General features: G+C 74.8%; 1 protein-coding gene (running past one end of the window). It reads left to right on the forward strand.

The window, feature by feature from the left end; genetic code table 11:
- On the forward strand, positions 1-17,333 hold the 3' portion of the coding sequence (locus OG455_RS33135) for a type I polyketide synthase (RefSeq protein WP_266299976.1). Its footprint begins 18,223 nt before the window's first position; 17,333 of the gene's 35,556 nt are visible here — the last part of the coding sequence; the start codon falls outside the window, past its left edge; the stop codon is at positions 17,331-17,333.
- Positions 17,334-17,359: the final 26 nt, after the last annotated feature.

Below are 17,359 nucleotides of genomic sequence, written 5' to 3' on the forward strand. Positions count from 1 at the left end.
TCACCGGACTCGCCGTCGGCGACCGGGTGCTGGGCATGTTCGCCGGTGGCTTCGGCTCGCTGGCGATCGCCGACGAGCGGATGGTGACCCGCCTGCCGGCCGACTGGAGCTTCGCGCAGGCGGCCTCGGTCCCGATCGTCTTCCTCACCGCCCTCTACGCCTGGACCGACCTCGGTTCGCTGCGGGTGGGGGAGCGGGTGCTGGTGCACGCCGGCACCGGCGGTGTGGGCATGGCCGCGATCCAGCTGGCCCGCCACCTGGGCGCGGAGGTCTTCGCCACCGCGAGTCCGGGCAAGTGGGAGACGCTGCGTTCGCTGGGTCTCGATGACGAGCACATCGCCTCCTCGCGTGATCTGGAGTTCGCGGCCAAGTTCCTCGCGGTGACCGGTGGCGAGGGTGTGGACGTGGTCCTCAACTCGCTGGCCGGGGAGTTCGTGGATGCCTCGCTGGAACTGCTGCCGCGTGGCGGGCGGTTCCTGGAGATGGGCAAGACCGACATCCGCACCGAGGTCCCGGCGGGGGTGGCGTACCGGGCGTTCGACCTGGTGGAGGCCGGTCCGGCGCGGATCGGTGAGCTGCTGGCCGAGTTGCTGGCGCTCTTCGAGGCCGGTGCCGTCGAGCTCTCCCCGGTCCGCTGCTGGGACGTGCGGCAGGCGCGGGACGCCTTCCGCTTCGTCAGCCAGGCCAAGCACATCGGCAAGGTGGTCCTCACCGTGCCGCGGGCGCTGGACCCCGAGGGCACGGTGCTGATCACCGGCGCCAGCGGCACCCTGGGTGCCTTCGTCGCCCAGCACCTGGTGGCGGAGCACGGTGCGCGCAAGCTGCTGCTGCTCAGCCGGCGGGGCCCGGCGGCGCCGGGTGCGGCCGAACTGGTCGCGGAGCTGGCCGAGTCGGGGGCCGCCGCCGAGGTGGTGGCCTGCGACGTGGCCGACCGCGCCGCGCTGGCCGCGGTGCTGGCCGGGCGCGAGCTGACCGCCGTGGTGCACACCGCCGGTGTGCTGGACGACGGCGTGATCGGTGCGCAGAGCGAGCAGCGGCTCGCCGGCGTCTGGGCGCCCAAGGCGGGTGCGGCCCAGCACCTGCACGAGCTGACGGTCCGTCAGGATCTCGCCGTCTTCGCGCTCTTCTCCTCCGTGGCGGGCACCCTGGGCGCCGGCGGTCAGGCCAACTACGCCGCCGCCAACGCCTACCTGGACGGCCTGGCCGCCCAGCGCCGCTCCCTGGGCCTGCCGGCCACCTCCTTCGCCTGGGGCCCCTGGGCGCAGTCGGGCGGCATGACGGCCACCCTCTCGGAGGCGGACGTCTCGCGGATGGCGCGCGGCGGTCTGCTGCCGCTCTCGCGCGCCGAGGGCCTGGCGCTCTTCGACGCGGGCATCGCCTCGGCGAACGCGGCGCCGGTCGCGCTGCGGATCGACCTCGGCGCGCTGCGCGGCGCCGCCGCTGCCGGGGCGCTGCCCCCGGTGCTGCGCGGCCTGGTGCGCGGCGCGGTGCGCCGGGTGGCGGGCGCGGCGGCGGTGGCCGGTGGCCGTTCGGCGCTGGTGGAGAAGCTGACGCCGCTGGCGGTGGCCGAGCGCGGGCGTGCCGTGCTGGAGCTGGTGCGGGGTGCGGCGGCCGCCGTGCTCGGTCACGGCTCGGCCGAGGCGGTCGAGTCGGGGCGGGCGTTCAAGGAGTTGGGCTTCGACTCGCTGACCGCCGTCGAGCTGCGCAACCGCCTGGGTGGGGCGACCGGTCTGCGGCTGCCCGCCACCCTGGTCTTCGACTACCCGACCCCGCAGGTGCTCGCCGAGTACGTGCTGAGCGAACTGGCCTCCGAGCTGGGCGAGGTGGCGGCTTCGACCACCACCACCACCGTCGCGACCACGACCGGCTCCGATGAGCCGCTGGCGATCGTCGGCATGGCCTGCCGGTTCCCCGGCGGGGTGGACTCGCCCGAGGCGCTCTGGCAGCTGGTCAGCACCGGCGGCGACGCGATCGGCGACTTCCCGACCGACCGTGGCTGGGACCTGGAGAGCCTCTACGACCCCGAGGCCGTGCGGGCCGGCACCTCCTCCGTCCGGGAGGGCGGATTCCTCTACGGTGCCAGTGAGTTCGACCCCGGCTTCTTCGGCATCTCGCCGCGCGAGGCGCTCGCGATGGACCCGCAGCAGCGGTTGCTGCTCGAAGTGGCCTGGGAGACCCTGGAGCGGGCCGGCATCGACCCGGCCACCGTGCGCGGCTCGCGCGCCGGTGTCTTCGTCGGCGCCGCCGCCTCCGGCTACGGCACCGGCCTGCTGAGCATGCCGGAGGGCGTCGAGGGGCACCTGCTGACCGGCAACACGCCGAGCGTGGTCTCGGGCCGCCTCTCCTACACCTTCGGTCTGGAGGGTCCGGCGGTCACCGTCGACACCGCGTGCTCCTCCTCGCTGGTGGCGCTGCACCTGGCGGGTCAGGCGATCCGCAGCGGTGAGTGCTCGATGGCGCTGGTCGGCGGTGTGACCGTGATGGCCACCCCCGGTATCTTCACCGAGTTCTCCAAGCAGGGCGGTCTGTCGGGCGACGGCCGCTGCCGGGCCTTCGCGGCCGGGGCCGACGGCACCGGCTGGTCCGAGGGCGCGGGCATGCTGCTCGTCGAACCGCTCTCCGAGGCACGCCGCCAGGGCCACCCGGTGCTCGCCGTGGTCCGGGGTTCCGCCGTGAACCAGGACGGCGCGTCGAACGGCCTGACCGCTCCCAACGGTCCGGCGCAGCAGCGGGTGATCCGCCAGGCGCTGGCCAACGCCCGCCTGACGGCTGATCAGATCGACGCCGTCGAGGCGCACGGCACCGGCACCGCGCTGGGTGACCCGATCGAGGCGCAGGCGCTGCTGGCCACCTACGGTCAGGGCCGCTCCGAGGGCCGCGCTCCGCTGCGGCTGGGCTCGATCAAGTCCAACATCGGTCACACCCAGGCGGCCGCCGGTGTCGCGGGCGTGATCAAGATGGTGCTCGCCCTGCGCAACGGACTGCTGCCGCAGACCCTGCACATCGACGAGCCCACCCCGCACGTGGACTGGGAGGCGGGCGCGGTCGAGCTGCTGACCGAGCGTCAGGAGTGGCCGCAGACCGGGCAGCCGCGCCGCGCGGCGGTCTCCTCCTTCGGCGTGAGCGGCACCAACGCGCACGTCATCCTGGAGCAGGCCGAGCCGGCCGAGGCGGTCGAGACCGCCCGGGCCGCCGATCCGGTCGCCCCGGCCGTGCTGCCGGTGCTCCTCTCGGCCCGCGATCCGCAGGCGCTGCTCGCCCAGGCCGCGCGCCTGCACGAGCACCTGACCGCGCACCCCGAGGTCGCGCCGCTGGACGCCGGCTTCGCGCTGGCCACCGGCCGCGCCGCCCTGGAGCAGCGCGCGGTGGTCACCGGCACCGACCGCGCCGGCCTGCTCGACGCGCTGGCCGCCTTCGCCGAGCACGGCGAGGCGCCGGGCGCGGTGCGCGGCGGCACCTCGGCGGCGAAGTCCGCGGTGCTCTTCTCGGGGCAGGGCAGCCAGCGTGCGGGGATGGGGCGTGAACTGTACGCCGCGTTCCCGGTGTTCGCGGACGCGTTGGACGCGGTCTGCGCGCACTTCGACGCCGAGCTGGAACGCCCGCTGCGCGAGGTTCTCTTCGACGCCGAGTCGCAGCTGCTGGACCGGACGGTGTACACGCAGGCGGGGCTCTTCGCGATCGAGGTGGCGCTGTTCCGGCTGCTCGAATCGTGGGGTGTGAGCCCGGACTTCGTGGCGGGTCACTCGATCGGTGAGCTGGCCGCCGCGCACGTGGCGGGTGTCTGGTCGCTGGCCGACGCGTGCAAGCTCGTCGCCGCGCGCGGTCGCCTGATGCAGGCGCTGCCGGCCGGTGGCGCGATGCTCGCCGTGCAGGCCACCGAGCAGGAGGTCCGCGCCGCGCTGCGTGGCCGGGTCGACATCGCGGCTGTCAACGGTCCGCGCTCGGTCGTGGTCTCCGGCAGCAAGTCGGCCGTCGCGAAGCTGGCCACGGCCTGGCGGGCGGAGGGCCGCAAGGTCAAGAAGTTGACGGTCAGCCACGCGTTCCACTCGCCGTTGATGGAGCCGATGCTCGACGGGTTCCGGGCGGTCGCGGAGTCGCTGACGTATGCCGCGCCCCGGATTCCGGTGGTCTCCAACCTGACCGGCCGGATCGAGGACCTGGGCGGTGCCGAGTACTGGGTGCGTCATGTCCGCGAGGCGGTGCGCTTCGCGGACGGGGTGGCCACCCTGCACGAGCAGGGTGTGCGTACCTTCCTGGAGCTGGGCCCCGACGGCGTGCTGACCGCCATGGCGGAGGAGGTGCTCGCCGACCGCGAGGCCGCGCAGAGCACCCCCTCCCGCCTGGTGGCCGCGCTGCGCCGGGACCGCGCGGAGCCGCAGACGCTGGTCGCGGCCCTCGGCGCACTGCACGTGCGCGGCGTCGCGGTCGACTGGCCGGCCTACTTCGCCGGTTCCGGTGCCCGCCGGGTCGAGCTGCCCACCTACGCCTTCCAGCGCACGCGCTACTGGCTGGAGATGGGCCTGCCCGCCGCGCTCACGCCGGCGGCCGGTGCCGCCGACCCGGTGGAGGCCCGCTTCTGGGCGGCCGTCGAGCGCGAGGACCTGGACGCGCTCGCGGTGCTGGAGGACGGCTCCCCGCTGGAGGCGCTGGCTCCGGTGCTGCCGGTGCTCGCCGACTGGCGCCGCCGTCGCCGCGAGCAGTCGGCGAGCGAGAGCCGGCTGTACCGGCTCGGCTGGAAGCCGTGGACCGGTGCCAACAAGGCCTCACTGGAGGGTCGTTGGTTGCTGGTGGGGGTTGCGGATGGTTTCGCTGATGCGGTGGCGGCTGGGTTGGTGGCGCATGGTGCTGTTGAGGTGGTGCGTGCGGAGTCGGTGGCGGCTGTGGTTCCGGGTGGGTTCCGGGGTGTGGTGTCGCTGCTGGAGGGTGTTGAGGCGGTGTTGGCGCTGGTGCGGTTGGGGCTGGCGGCGCCGTTGTGGTGTGTGACGCGTGGTGCTGTTTCGGTGGGGCGTTCTGATGCTCTGTCGGTTCCTGATGGTGGCCTGGTGTGGGGGCTGGGTCGGGTGGCGGCGTTGGAGGTGCCGGAGCGTTGGGGTGGTCTGGTCGATGTTCCGGTGGAGTTGGACGCGCGGGCGGTTGCTCGGTTGTGTGCGGTGCTGGGGCAGTCGGTCGAGGATCAGGTGGCGGTGCGTGGGTCGGGTGTGTTCGTGGCCCGGTTGGAGCGTGTCGTGCCGGTGGCCGGTGGTGATGGTTGGGTGCCGCGTGGCACGGTGTTGGTGACCGGTGGTACGGGTGCGTTGGGTGTGCGGGTGGCGCGCTGGTTGGCTGCTCGGGGTGTTGGGCGTCTGGTGTTGTTGAGTCGTCGTGGCGGGGATGCGCCGGGTGCGGTGGAGCTGGCCGAGGAGCTGCGCGGTACTGGTGTCGAGGTGTCGCTGGTGGCTTGTGACGCGGCGGACCGTGGGGCGTTGGCCGAGGTGCTGGCCGGTGTCGAGTTGTCGGCGGTGGTGCATGCGGCGGGTGTGCTGGATGACGGGGTGTTGGAGGGTCTGACGGCTGAGCGGTTGCGCTCGGTGCTGGCGGCGAAGGCCGATGCGGCCCGTCATCTGCACGAGTTGACGATCGATCAGGAGCTGGACGCGTTCGTCCTCTTCTCCTCGCTCTCGGGGACGTTGGGTGCGGCGGGTCAGGGTAACTACGCGGCGGCGAACGCCTATTTGGACGCGTTGGCGGTGCACCGTCGTTCGCTGGGTCTGGCGGCCACCTCGGTGGCGTGGGGTCCCTGGGCGGGCGCGGGCATGGCCGCCGACGAGTCCGTGGTCGAAGAGCGGATGCGCCGGGGCGGGCTCGCCCCGCTGGCCGCCGAGGGGGCGTTCCGGGCCCTGGAACTCCTGCTCGGCGCGGGCGAGGCCACCGCGGTCGTCGCCGACATCGACTGGTCGCGCTACGCGCCCGGCCTGACCGCCGCGCGCCGGCTGCCCGTCCTGGACGGCGTGCCGGAGGCCGTCCAGGCGCTCGAAGCGGGCCCGCGCCCGAGCGAGTCCGACGGCGCGGAGCGGTCCTCCTTCGCCGCCAGGCTGGCCGGGCTCTCGCCGGCCGACCGGGCGCAGGCGCTGCTGGAGGCGGTCCGCCTCTCGGCGGCGCTGGCGCTCGGCCACGCCACCGCGGACGCGGTGGACGCCGAACGGCCCTTCCACGACCTGGGCTTCGACTCGCTGACCGCCGTCGACCTGCGCAACCGCCTGAACGGGATGACCGGTCTGCGGCTGCCGACCACGCTGGTCTACGACTACCCGACCGCCGCCGTGCTGGCGGAGCACCTGGCCGCCGAGCTGCTCGGCGCCGTGCCCGCCGGTGCGGCGGAGCCCACCGCCCTCGTCCAGGCGTCGGTGGACGATGCGATCGCGATCGTGGGGATGGCGTGCCGGTTCCCGGGTGGGGTGGATTCGCCGGAGGGTCTGTGGTCGCTGTTGGCGTCGGGTGTTGACGCGGTGGGTGGGTTCCCGGTTGATCGTGGGTGGGATCTGGAGCGGTTGTACCACCCGGATGCTGATCACGCGGGGACGTCGTATGTGAATGTGGGTGCGTTCCTGGCGGAGCCGGGTGGCTTCGACGCCGGGTTCTTCGGGATCTCGCCGCGTGAGGCGTTGGCGATGGATCCGCAGCAGCGGTTGCTTCTTGAGACCTCGTGGGAGGCGTTCGAGCGGGCGGGTGTCGATCCGCTGTCGGTGCGCGGCTCGCGTACGGGTGTGTTCGTGGGGACGAATGGTCAGGACTATCCGGCGCTGCTGCTGGCCGCGGTGGAGTCGGCGGAAGGGCACTTGGGCACGGGTAACGCGGCCGCGGTGGTCTCGGGCCGGGTGGCTTACACGCTCGGCCTGGAGGGCCCGACCCTGACGGTCGACACGGCCTGCTCCTCCTCACTGGTGGCCCTGCACCTGGCCATGCAGGCGCTGCGCAGCGGTGAGTGCACGATGGCGCTGGCCGGCGGTGTGACGGTGATGTCCACGCCGGGTGTCTTCGTCGACTTCAGCCGCCAGCGCGGTCTGGCCGTCGACGGCCGGTGCAAGGCGTTCGCGGAGGCGGCGGACGGCACGGGCTGGGGCGAGGGCGTGGGCATGCTCCTGGTGGAGCGGCTGAGCGACGCGCAGCGGCTGGGGCACCCTGTCCTGGCGGTGGTGCGCGGCAGCGCGGTGAACCAGGACGGTGCGTCGAACGGTCTGACGGCGCCCAATGGTCCTTCGCAGCAGCGGGTGATCCGGCAGGCGCTGGCGTCGGCGGGTCTGAGCGCGGCCGAGGTGGACGCGGTGGAGGCGCACGGCACCGGTACGGCGCTGGGTGACCCGATCGAGGCGCAGGCGCTGCTGGCGACCTACGGCCAGGGCCGCGAGGACGCCCGTCCGCTGCTGCTGGGTTCGATCAAGTCGAACATCGGCCACACCCAGGCCGCGGCCGGGGTCGCGGGCATCATCAAGATGGTGATGGCGATGCGTCACGGGGTGCTGCCGCAGACCCTGCACGTGGACGCGCCGTCCTCGCACGTGGACTGGACGGCCGGCGCCGTCGAACTGCTCACCGCGCAGACCGCCTGGCCCGAGCACGAGGGCCCGCGCCGGGCCGGCGTCTCGGCCTTCGGCATCAGCGGCACCAACGCCCACGTGATCATCGAACAGGGCCTGCCCGCCCCGGCCCCCGCCCCGGCCCCCGCCCCGGCCGCAGGGGTGGCCCTCCCGGTGGTGCCGTGGGTGCTCGCGGGCCGTGGAGCTGCGGCGCTGTCCGCGCAGGCGGGGCGGCTGGCGGCCTGGCTAGGGGACGGTGCGGGGTCGAGCCCGGTGGATGTGGGGTTCTCGCTGGCCCACGGCCGCTCTAGGTTCGAACACCGTGCGGTGGTGATCGCGGCAGGGGCGGACGGGTTCCGCTCCGGGCTCAACGCGCTCGCCGCCGGCGGTGAGGCACCGGGTGTGGTGCGCGGGGTAACTGCTGGGGGCAGGGTGGCGGTGATGATGTCCGGTCAGGGAAGCCAGTGCGCGGGTATGGGCCGCGAACTGTCCGCCGTGTTCCCGGCGTTCGCCGACGCGCTCGACGCGGTCTGCGCCCAGTTCGACACCGAGCTGGACCGCCCGCTGCGCGAGGTCCTCTTCGACAGCGAGTCGCAGCTGCTGGACCAGACCGTGTACACGCAGGCCGGTCTCTTCGCGATCGAGGTCGCCTACTTCCGCCTCCTCGAAACCTGGGGCCTCACCCCCGACTACCTCACCGGTCACTCGATCGGCGAGCTGGCCGCCGCGCACGTCGCCGGCCTCTGGTCGCTGGCGGACGCCTGCAAGCTCGTCGCCGCCCGTGGCCGCCTGATGCAGGCGCTGCCCGCCGGTGGCGCGATGCTCGCCGTCCAGGGCACCGAAAAGGAGATCCGCGCCGCACTGCCCGACGGCGTCGACGTCGCGGCGGTGAACAGCGCCGACTCGATCACCGTCTCCGGCCCCGAGGCCGCCGTCGCCGAACTGGAGGCCGTCTGGCGAGCCGAGGGCCGCAAGGTCAAGCGGCTCACCGTCAGCCACGCGTTCCACTCCGCGCTGATGGACCCGATGCTGGCCGAGTTCCGCACGGTCGCCGAGTCGCTGAGCTACAGCGCCCCGCGCATCCCGGTGGTCTCCAACGTCACCGGCGACTTCAGCGCCGACCTGACCGACCCCGCCTACTGGGTGCGCCACGTCCGCGAGGCCGTCCGCTTCGCCGACGGCCTGGCCACCCTCCAGGAACAGGGTGTCCGCACCTTCCTGGAGATCGGCCCCGACGGCATCCTCAGTGCCCTCGTGCCGGCTCCGGCGGCCGCGCTGCCGGTGGGCCGGGCCGGGCGCGGCGAGGTCGAGGCGCTCTTCACCGGCCTGGCCGGCGCCTACGTGCGCGGCTTGGAGCTGGACTGGTCCGCCGTCTTCACCGGCACCGGGCCCATCGCCACCGACCTGCCGACCTACGCCTTCCGGCACGACCGCTACTGGCCGGAGATCGCGGCCGGCGGCCGCCGCCCGGGTGCGGGCGAGGACCAGGACGGCGTGGACACGCTCTTCTGGGAGGCGGTCGAGCGCGAGGACCTGGAGTCCGTGGCCGCCGCCCTGCGACTGGACGGCGCGGGCTCGCTGAGCGAGGTGCTCCCGGCGCTCTCCGCCTGGCGGCGTGGCCAGGCTGGCCAGCGACTGCTGGAGGGCTGGCGCTACGCGCTGCGCTGGGAGCCGCTGGCGGGTGCGACCCCGTCGGCGCCGTCCGGCACCTGGTGGGTCGTCGGCTCGGCCGGGCAGCCGGACGGCGAGGTGGCCGACGCGCTCACGGCGGCCGGCTTCACCCTCCGCCACCTGCTGATCGAGGGCTCCCCGTCCCGCACCGAGCTGGCCGAGCGGCTGGCCCGGGAGGCCGCCGAGGGCGAGGCCCCCGCCGGGGTGCTCTCGCTGCTCGCGCTCACCGACCCCGAGCCGCTGGCCGCCACCCTCCTGCTGCTGCAGGCGCTCGGCGACGCCGAGTTGGGCGCGCCGCTCTGGTGCGCCACCCGCGGCGCGGTCGCGGTGAGCGCGGCCGACGGCGGTGCGGTGCCGACCCAGGCGCAGCTCTGGGGCCTGGGCCGGGTCGCCGCGCTGGAGCACCCGGACCGCTGGGGCGGTCTGCTCGACCTCCCCGCCCAGCTGGACGGACCCACCGCGGCCCGGATCGGCACCGCCCTGCTGCAGGGCGCCGAGGACCAGCTCGCCATCCGCGCCACCGGCCTGCTCGGGGCCAGGCTGGAGCGGGCGCTGCCCGCCGCGGCCACCCCGCAGAGCGCCCCGTGGCACCCGCGCGGCACCGTGCTGCTGACCGGCGGCACCGGCGCGCTGGGCGCCCAGGTGGCCCGCTGGCTGGCCCGCAACGGCGCCGAGCACCTGATCCTGACCAGCCGGCGCGGCCCGGACGCGCCCGGCGCGGCCGAACTGCGCGCCGAGCTGACCGAGTTGGGCGCCACAACCACCGTCGCGGCCTGCGACATGGCCGACCGCTCGGCGGTGGCCGCACTGCTCGCGGGGATCCCGGCCGAGCGCCCGCTCGGCGCGGTCTTCCACGCGGCCGGTGTGCTGGACGACGGCATCCTCGACACCCTGACGCCCGAGCGGCTGCGCACCGTGCTCGCCGCCAAGGCGGACGCGGCCCAGCACCTCGACGAGCTGACCCGCGAACGGGAGCTGGACGCCTTCGTCCTCTTCTCCTCCATCGCGGGCACGCTGGGCGGCCCGGGCCAGGGCAACTACGCCGCCGCCAACGCCCACCTGGACGCGCTCGCCGCCTCGCGGCGCGCCGCCGGGCTGGCCGCGACCTCGATCGCCTGGGGCCCGTGGGCCGAGAGCGGCATGGCCGCCCAGGGCGCGGCCGAGGAGCGGATGCGCCGTGGCGCGGTCACCCCGATGGCCCCCGAGGCCGCGATCAGCGCGCTGCAGCAGGCGCTGGACCTGGGCGACACCCAGGTCACCGTCGCCGACATCGACTGGAGCCGCCTGGTCGCGGCCCAGGTCTCGGCCCGGCCCAGCCGCCTGCTGCGCCGCATCCCCGAGGCCCGCGAGGCGATCGCCGAGCTGGAGCGGGCGGCCGCCGCCGAGAACGAGCAGTCCAACGGCCTGCTGCGCGAGCTGGCCGAGCGCACCGAGGAGGAGCGCGAGCGCATCCTGCTGACCCTGGTGCGCAACCAGGTGGCGATCGCGCTCGGCTACCCGTCCTTCGAGTCGGTCGACCCCGGCCGCGCCTTCAAGGACCTCGGGTTCGACTCGCTGACCGCAGTCGAGCTGCGCAACCGCCTGAACGCGGTGACCGGGCTCAGCCTGCCCAGCACGCTGATCTACGACTACCCGACGGCCGAGCACCTGGCCGCCCTGCTGCGCGCCGAGCTGCTCGGCGACTCGGGGGCCGAGCAGGTCGCCGTGGGCACCGCCACCGCCGAGGGCGAGCCGATCGCCATCGTCGCGATGAGCTGCCGCTTCCCCGGCGGGGTCAGCACCCCCGAGCAGTTCTGGGAGCTGGTGGTCGCCGAGCGGGACGCGGTCAGCGAGTTCCCGACCGACCGGAGCTGGGACCTGGAGCGGCTCTACGACCCGGACCCGGACCGGCGCGGCACCTCCTACGTGCGTACCGGCGGCTTCCTGAGCGCGCCCGGTGAGTTCGACGCCGACTTCTTCGGCATCTCGCCGCGCGAGGCGCTCGCCATGGACCCGCAGCAGCGCCTGCTGTTGGAGACCACCTGGGAGGCGATCGAGCGGGCCGGCCTCGACCCGCAGAGCCTGCGCGGCTCGCGCACCGGTGTCTTCGTCGGCACCAACGGCCAGGACTACCCGGCACTCTTCCTCGGCGCGCCGGAGACCGCCGAGGGCTACGGCAGCACCGGCGCGGCGGCCAGCGTGGTCTCCGGCCGCCTCTCCTACACCTTCGGCCTGGAGGGCCCGGCCGTCACCGTCGACACCGCCTGCTCCTCCTCCTCGGTCGCGCTGCACCTGGCCGTCCAGGCGCTGCGCGGCGGCGAGTGCACGATGGCGCTGGCCGGCGGTGTGACGATCATGACCACCCCGGGCGCGTTCATCGAGTTCAGCCGCCAGCGCGGACTGGCCGCCGACGGCCGCTGCAAGCCCTTCGCGGCGGCGGCGGACGGGACCGGCTGGGGCGAGGGCGTGGGCATGCTCCTGGTGGAGCGGCTGAGCGACGCGCAGCGCCTGGGCCACCCGGTGCTCGCGGTGGTGCGCGGTTCGGCGATCAACCAGGACGGCGCCTCGAACGGGCTGACCGCGCCCAACGGCCCCTCGCAGCAGCGGGTGATCCGCCAGGCCCTGGCCAACGCCCGCCTGACGGCCGATCAGATCGACGCGGTCGAGGCGCACGGCACCGGCACCACGCTGGGCGACCCGATCGAGGCGCAGGCGCTGCTGGCCACCTACGGCCGCGACCGGGACGCGGCGAACCCGCTGCGGCTGGGTTCGGTCAAGTCCAACATCGGTCACACCCAGGCGGCTTCGGGCGTCGCGGGCGTGATCAAGATGGTGATGGCGATGCGCCACGGCGTACTGCCCAGGACCCTGCACGTGGACGAGCCGACCCCGCACGTGGACTGGGCGGCCGGCGCGGTCGAACTCCTCACCGAGGCGACCGACTGGCCCGCCACCGCCGGCCCGCGCCGCGCGGCGGTCTCCTCCTTCGGGGTCAGCGGCACCAACGTGCACACCATCCTGGAGCAGGCGCCGATCACTGACGTACCGTCAAGCACCGTCAGTGAGAAGCCGATCGACTCCCCGGTGGTGCCCTGGGTGCTCTCCGGCAAGGGCGAGGCCGCACTGCTCGCGCAGGCCGAGCGGCTGGCCGCGTTCAGCACGGACGCGCAGCCGGCTGCGGTGGGTGCGGCGCTGGTGCGCGGCCGCTCGGTCTTCGAGGACCGGATGGTCGTGCTGGGCGGCGACTTCGACCGCGCGCTGACCGGGCGGGCGCTCGGCAGCGGCGGCGTGGTGCTGGTCTTCCCGGGTCAGGGTTCGCAGTGGGTGGGGATGGCGTCGGGTCTGCTGGCGGCCTCGCCGGTCTTCGCGGAGTCGATCGCGGCCTGCTCGGCGGCGCTGGCGCCGTTCACCGACTGGTCGTTGGAGGAGGCGCTCACCGACCGGGCGCTGCTGGAGCGGGTGGACGTCGTCCAGCCGGTGCTCTTCGCGGTGATGGTCTCGCTCGCGGCGCTCTGGCGCTCGATGGGCATCACCCCCTCCGCCGTGGTCGGCCACTCCCAGGGTGAGATCGCGGCCGCCTGCGTGGCGGGCGCGCTCTCGCTCGACGATGCGGCCCGGGTGGTCGCGCTGCGGGCGAAGTCGCTGGCCCGGGTGGCGGGTTCGGGTGGCATGGTGTCGCTCTTCGCCTCCGCCACGAAGGCCGGCGAGCTGCTGGCCTCCTTCGAGGGCCGGGTCGGCATCGCCGCCGTCAACGGCCCCGGCTCGGTGGTCGTCTCGGGTGAGGCGGCCGCGCTGGACGAGTTCATGGTCGTCTGCTCGGAGGCGGGCGTGGACGCCCGCCGGGTCAACGTGGACTACGCCTCGCACTCCGCCCAGATGGAGATCCTGGAGGCCGAGATCACCGAGGCGCTCGCGCCGGTCACCGGACTCGCCCCGAGCATCCCGATGTTCTCCACCTACACCGCCGACTGGGTCAAGCCCGGTGAGCTGGGCGGCCGTTACTGGTACGAGAACCTGCGCCACCCCGTCCGACTCCAGGAGGCGGTGGCCGAGCTGGCCAAGGCCGGGCACCGCGTCTTCGTGGAGTCCAGCCCGCACCCGGTGCTCACCGTCGGCGTCCAGGACACCCTGGAGGAGAACGGCGGCGGCATCGCGCTCGGCACCCTGCGCCGGGAGCACGGCGGCGCCGACCGCTTCCTGACCTCGCTGGCCGAGGCCTTCGTCAACGGCGCCACCGTCGACTGGAACCGCCTCTACGGCACCGGTGGCGACCACGTCGACCTGCCCACCTACGCCTTCCAGCGCCGCCGGTTCTGGCCGCCGATGTTCGCCGCCCGCACGGGCGACGTGACCACCGCGGGCCTGGGCACCGCCGAGCACCCGCTGCTCGGCGCGGCGATCGCGCTGGCCGACGGCGAGGGCCTGCTCTTCACCGGGCGCCTCTCCACCCAGACCCACCCCTGGATCGCCGACCACGCGGTGATGGGCACGCTGCTGCTGCCGGGCACCGCGTTCGTCGAACTGGCGGTGCACGTGGGCGACCAGGTCGGCTGCGACCTGATCGAGGAACTGACCCTGGAGAGCCCGCTGGTGCTGCCCGAGCGCGGCGGCGTGCGCCTGCAGGCCCGGCTGGGCGCGGCGGACGGCGAGGGACGCCGCACGCTGGAGGTGTACTCCTGCCGCGAGGACGGCGCCGGTACCGGTATCGCCGAGGAGGTCTGGACCCGCCACGCCAGTGGCGTCCTGGCCCAGGGCGCACCGGCCGCCGCCACCGCCGACCTGCGCGAGTGGCCGCCGGCCGGCGCCCAGCAGATCGACATCGAGGGCCTCTACGAGGGCCTGACCGAGCGCGGCTACGGCTACGGCCCCGCCTTCCAGGGCCTGCGCGCCGTCTGGAAGCGCGGCGCCGAGGTCTTCGCCGCCGTCGAGCTGCCCGAGGGCGAGCGGCCCCAGGCCGCGGCCTTCGGCCTGCACCCGGCGCTGCTCGACGCCGCCCTGCACACCATCGGCCTGGGAGCCCAGGTCGGCCTGGTGGACGAGAGCGCCGGGCCGCGCGCCCTGCTCCCGTTCGCCTGGTCCGGCGTCTCGCTGCTGGCGGGTGGCGCCAGTGCGCTGCGGGTGCGGCTGGCCCCGGCCGGCGCGGACGCGGTCTCGGTCGAGGTCGCCGACGCCACCGGCGCGCCGCTGGCCCGGGCCGACGCCCTGACGCTGCGGCCGATCGCGGCCGAGCTGCTGGACGCGGCCCAGGACGGCCCGGCCGCCCACTGCCTCTACCGGATGGAGTGGGTTCGCGCCACCGAGGAGGCCGAGGCCGCCAGGGCCGCCGAGGGGACTGCCGCCGCCGTCCAGCCCTGGACGCTGACGGACGGCCAGGACCTGGCCGACCTGGTGCCGCTGGCCGCCGAGCTGGCCGCCGACGGTCGCCCGGTCGTGCTGCGCCTGTTGACCGCCGACCCCGCCGCCCACGGCGCCGAGGCCGTCCACACGGCCACCCACCAGGCGCTCGACCTGCTCCAGCGCTGGCTGGCCGAGCCCGCCTTCGAGGAGCTGCGGCTGACCCTGCTCACCCGCGGCGCGCTGGCCGCGACGGCCGGTGAGGACGTCACCGACCTGGCGGCCGCCGCGGTCTGGGGCCTGGCGCGCTCCGCCCAGTCGGAGAACCCGCTGCGCCTGCAGCTGGTCGACACCGACGGCACGGCCGACTCGGAGCGGGCACTCGCCACCGCCTTCGCCTCCGCGGAGCCGCACCTCGCGGTGCGCGGCGGCGAGTTGCTCACCCCGCGCCTGGCCAGGGCGGCCACCGCCGCCGCGCTGCCCGTCCCGCTCCCGGCCACCGCCCCGTGGCGGCTGGCCGTGGTGGACGAGGGGACCCTGGAGGGCCTGGCCCTGCGGGCCGCCCCGGACGCCGAGCGGGAGTTGGCGCCGCACCAGGTGCGCCTGGCGATGCGGGCCGGCGGGCTGAACTTCCGCGACGTGCTGATCGGACTCGGGATGTACCCGGACCCGTCGCTGCTCGGCAGCGAGGGCGCGGGCGTGGTGGTGGAGACCGGTTCCGCCGTCACCGGCCTCTCGGTCGGCGACCGGGTGCTCGGCATGGTCACCGGCGGCTTCGGGCCGCTGGCCGTCACCGACCACCGCACGGTCGCCCGGATCCCCGAGGGCTGGAGCTTCGCGCGGGCCGCCTCGGTGCCGATCGTCTTCCTCACCGCCCTCTACGCCTTCGACGACCTGGCCGGCCTGCGCGCCGGTGAGCGGGTGCTGGTGCACGCGGGCGCCGGCGGGGTGGGCATGGCCGCGATCCAGCTGGCCCGCCACCTGGGCGCGGAGGTCTTCGCCACCGCCAGCCCGGCCAAGTGGGACACCCTGCGCGCGCTCGGCCTGGACGACGAGCACCTCGCCTCCTCCCGCGACCTGGACTTCCGCGAGAAGTTCCTCGCCGCGACCGGCGGCGCGGGCATGGACGTGGTGCTCAACTCGCTGGCCCGGGAGTTCGTCGACGCCTCCTTCGACCTGCTGCCGCGCGGCGGCCGCTTCGTCGAGATGGGCAAGACCGACATCCGAGCCGCCGCCGACCGCCCCGCGGACATCCGCTACCGCGCCTTCGACCTGGCCGAGGCCGGGCCCGAGCGCACCGCCGAACTGCTCGCCGAACTGCTGCGGCTCTTCGCCGCGGGCGCCATCGAGACCCTGCCGGTGCGCACCTGGGACGTCCGCGAGGCCCGCGAGGCCTTCCGCTTCGTCAGCCAGGCCAAGCACATCGGCAAGGTCGTGCTCACCGTGCCGCGCGCCCTGGACCCCGAGGGCACCGCCCTGGTCACCGGCGCCACCGGCACCCTGGGCGCGCTGATCGCCCGCCGCCTGGTCACCGAGCACGGCGTCAAGCACCTGCTGCTGCTCAGCCGCAGCGGCCTCAAGGCCGCCGGCGCGCCGGAGTTGCTGGACGAGCTCCAGCAACTGGGCGCGACCGTGCAGCTGGAGGCCTGCGACGTGGCCGAGCCGGCCGAACTGGCCGCCGTCCTCGACGCGATCCCGGCCGGGCACCCGCTGACCGCGGTCGTGCACGCGGCGGGCGTGCTGGACGACGGCGTGATCGGCTCGCAGACGGCGCAACGCCTGGACACCGTGCTGCGGCCCAAGGCCGACGCCGCCTGGCAACTGCACCGCCTCACCGCGGACCTGGACCCGGCCGCCTTCGTGCTCTTCTCCTCCGCCGCCTCCACCTTCGGAGCGGCCGGGCAGGGCAACTACGCGGCGGCCAACGCCTACCTGGACGCACTGGCGCAGCACCGGCAGGCCAACGGCCTGCCCGGCGCCTCGCTGGCCTGGGGCCTGTGGGAGCAGTCCAGCACCATGACCGGTCACCTGGAGCAGGCCGACCTCAGCCGCACGGCCCGGGGCGGCACGCTGCGCCTGGCCACCGGGACCGGACTCGCGCTCTTCGACGCCGCCCTGGCGCGGCCGGAGGCGCTGCTGGTGCCGATCGAGCTGGACCTGCCCGCGCTGCGGACCCAGGCGGCGGGTGGCGGCCTCTCGCCGCTGCTGCGCGGCCTGGTCCGCGGCCCGGTCCGCCGCGCCGCCGCCACCGGTGCCCTGAGCGCCGCGGGCGAGGCGACGGTGGCCCAGCGCCTGGCGGGGCTGGCCCCCGCCGAGCGGGACAAGGCCCTGCTCGACCTGGTCTGCGGCCAGGTGGCGGTGGTGCTCGGCCACGAGTCGGCGAGCGCGGTCAACACCGAGCGCCCGTTCAAGGAGCTCGGCTTCGACTCGCTGACCGCGGTGGAGTTCCGCAACCGCCTGGGCGCGGCCACCGGTCTGCGGCTGCCCGCGACCACCGTCTTCGACCACCCGAGCCCCCGGGCCCTGGTGGAGTACCTGCGCGTCGAACTGAAGCTGGACCAGGCCGCTCCGGCCCCGGCCCTGGCCGAACTCGACGCCCTGGAAACCGCACTGGCGGCCCTCGCACCCGGTGACACCACCGGCGCGGCGGTCACCGCACGCCTGGAGACCCTGCTGTCCAAGTGGCGGGCCACCCAGGAGACCAACACCGGTCCCGATGCCGGAGTTCGGGAGATCGACACAGCGACGGACGACGACCTCTTCGATCTGATCGACGAAGAGTTCGGGCTGTCCTGAGCTGACCTCACGTCATGCTTGGCTGC

Origin of the sequence: Kitasatospora sp. NBC_01287 (assembly GCF_026340565.1) — a bacterium.
Classification (GTDB): Bacteria; Actinomycetota; Actinomycetes; order Streptomycetales; family Streptomycetaceae; genus Kitasatospora.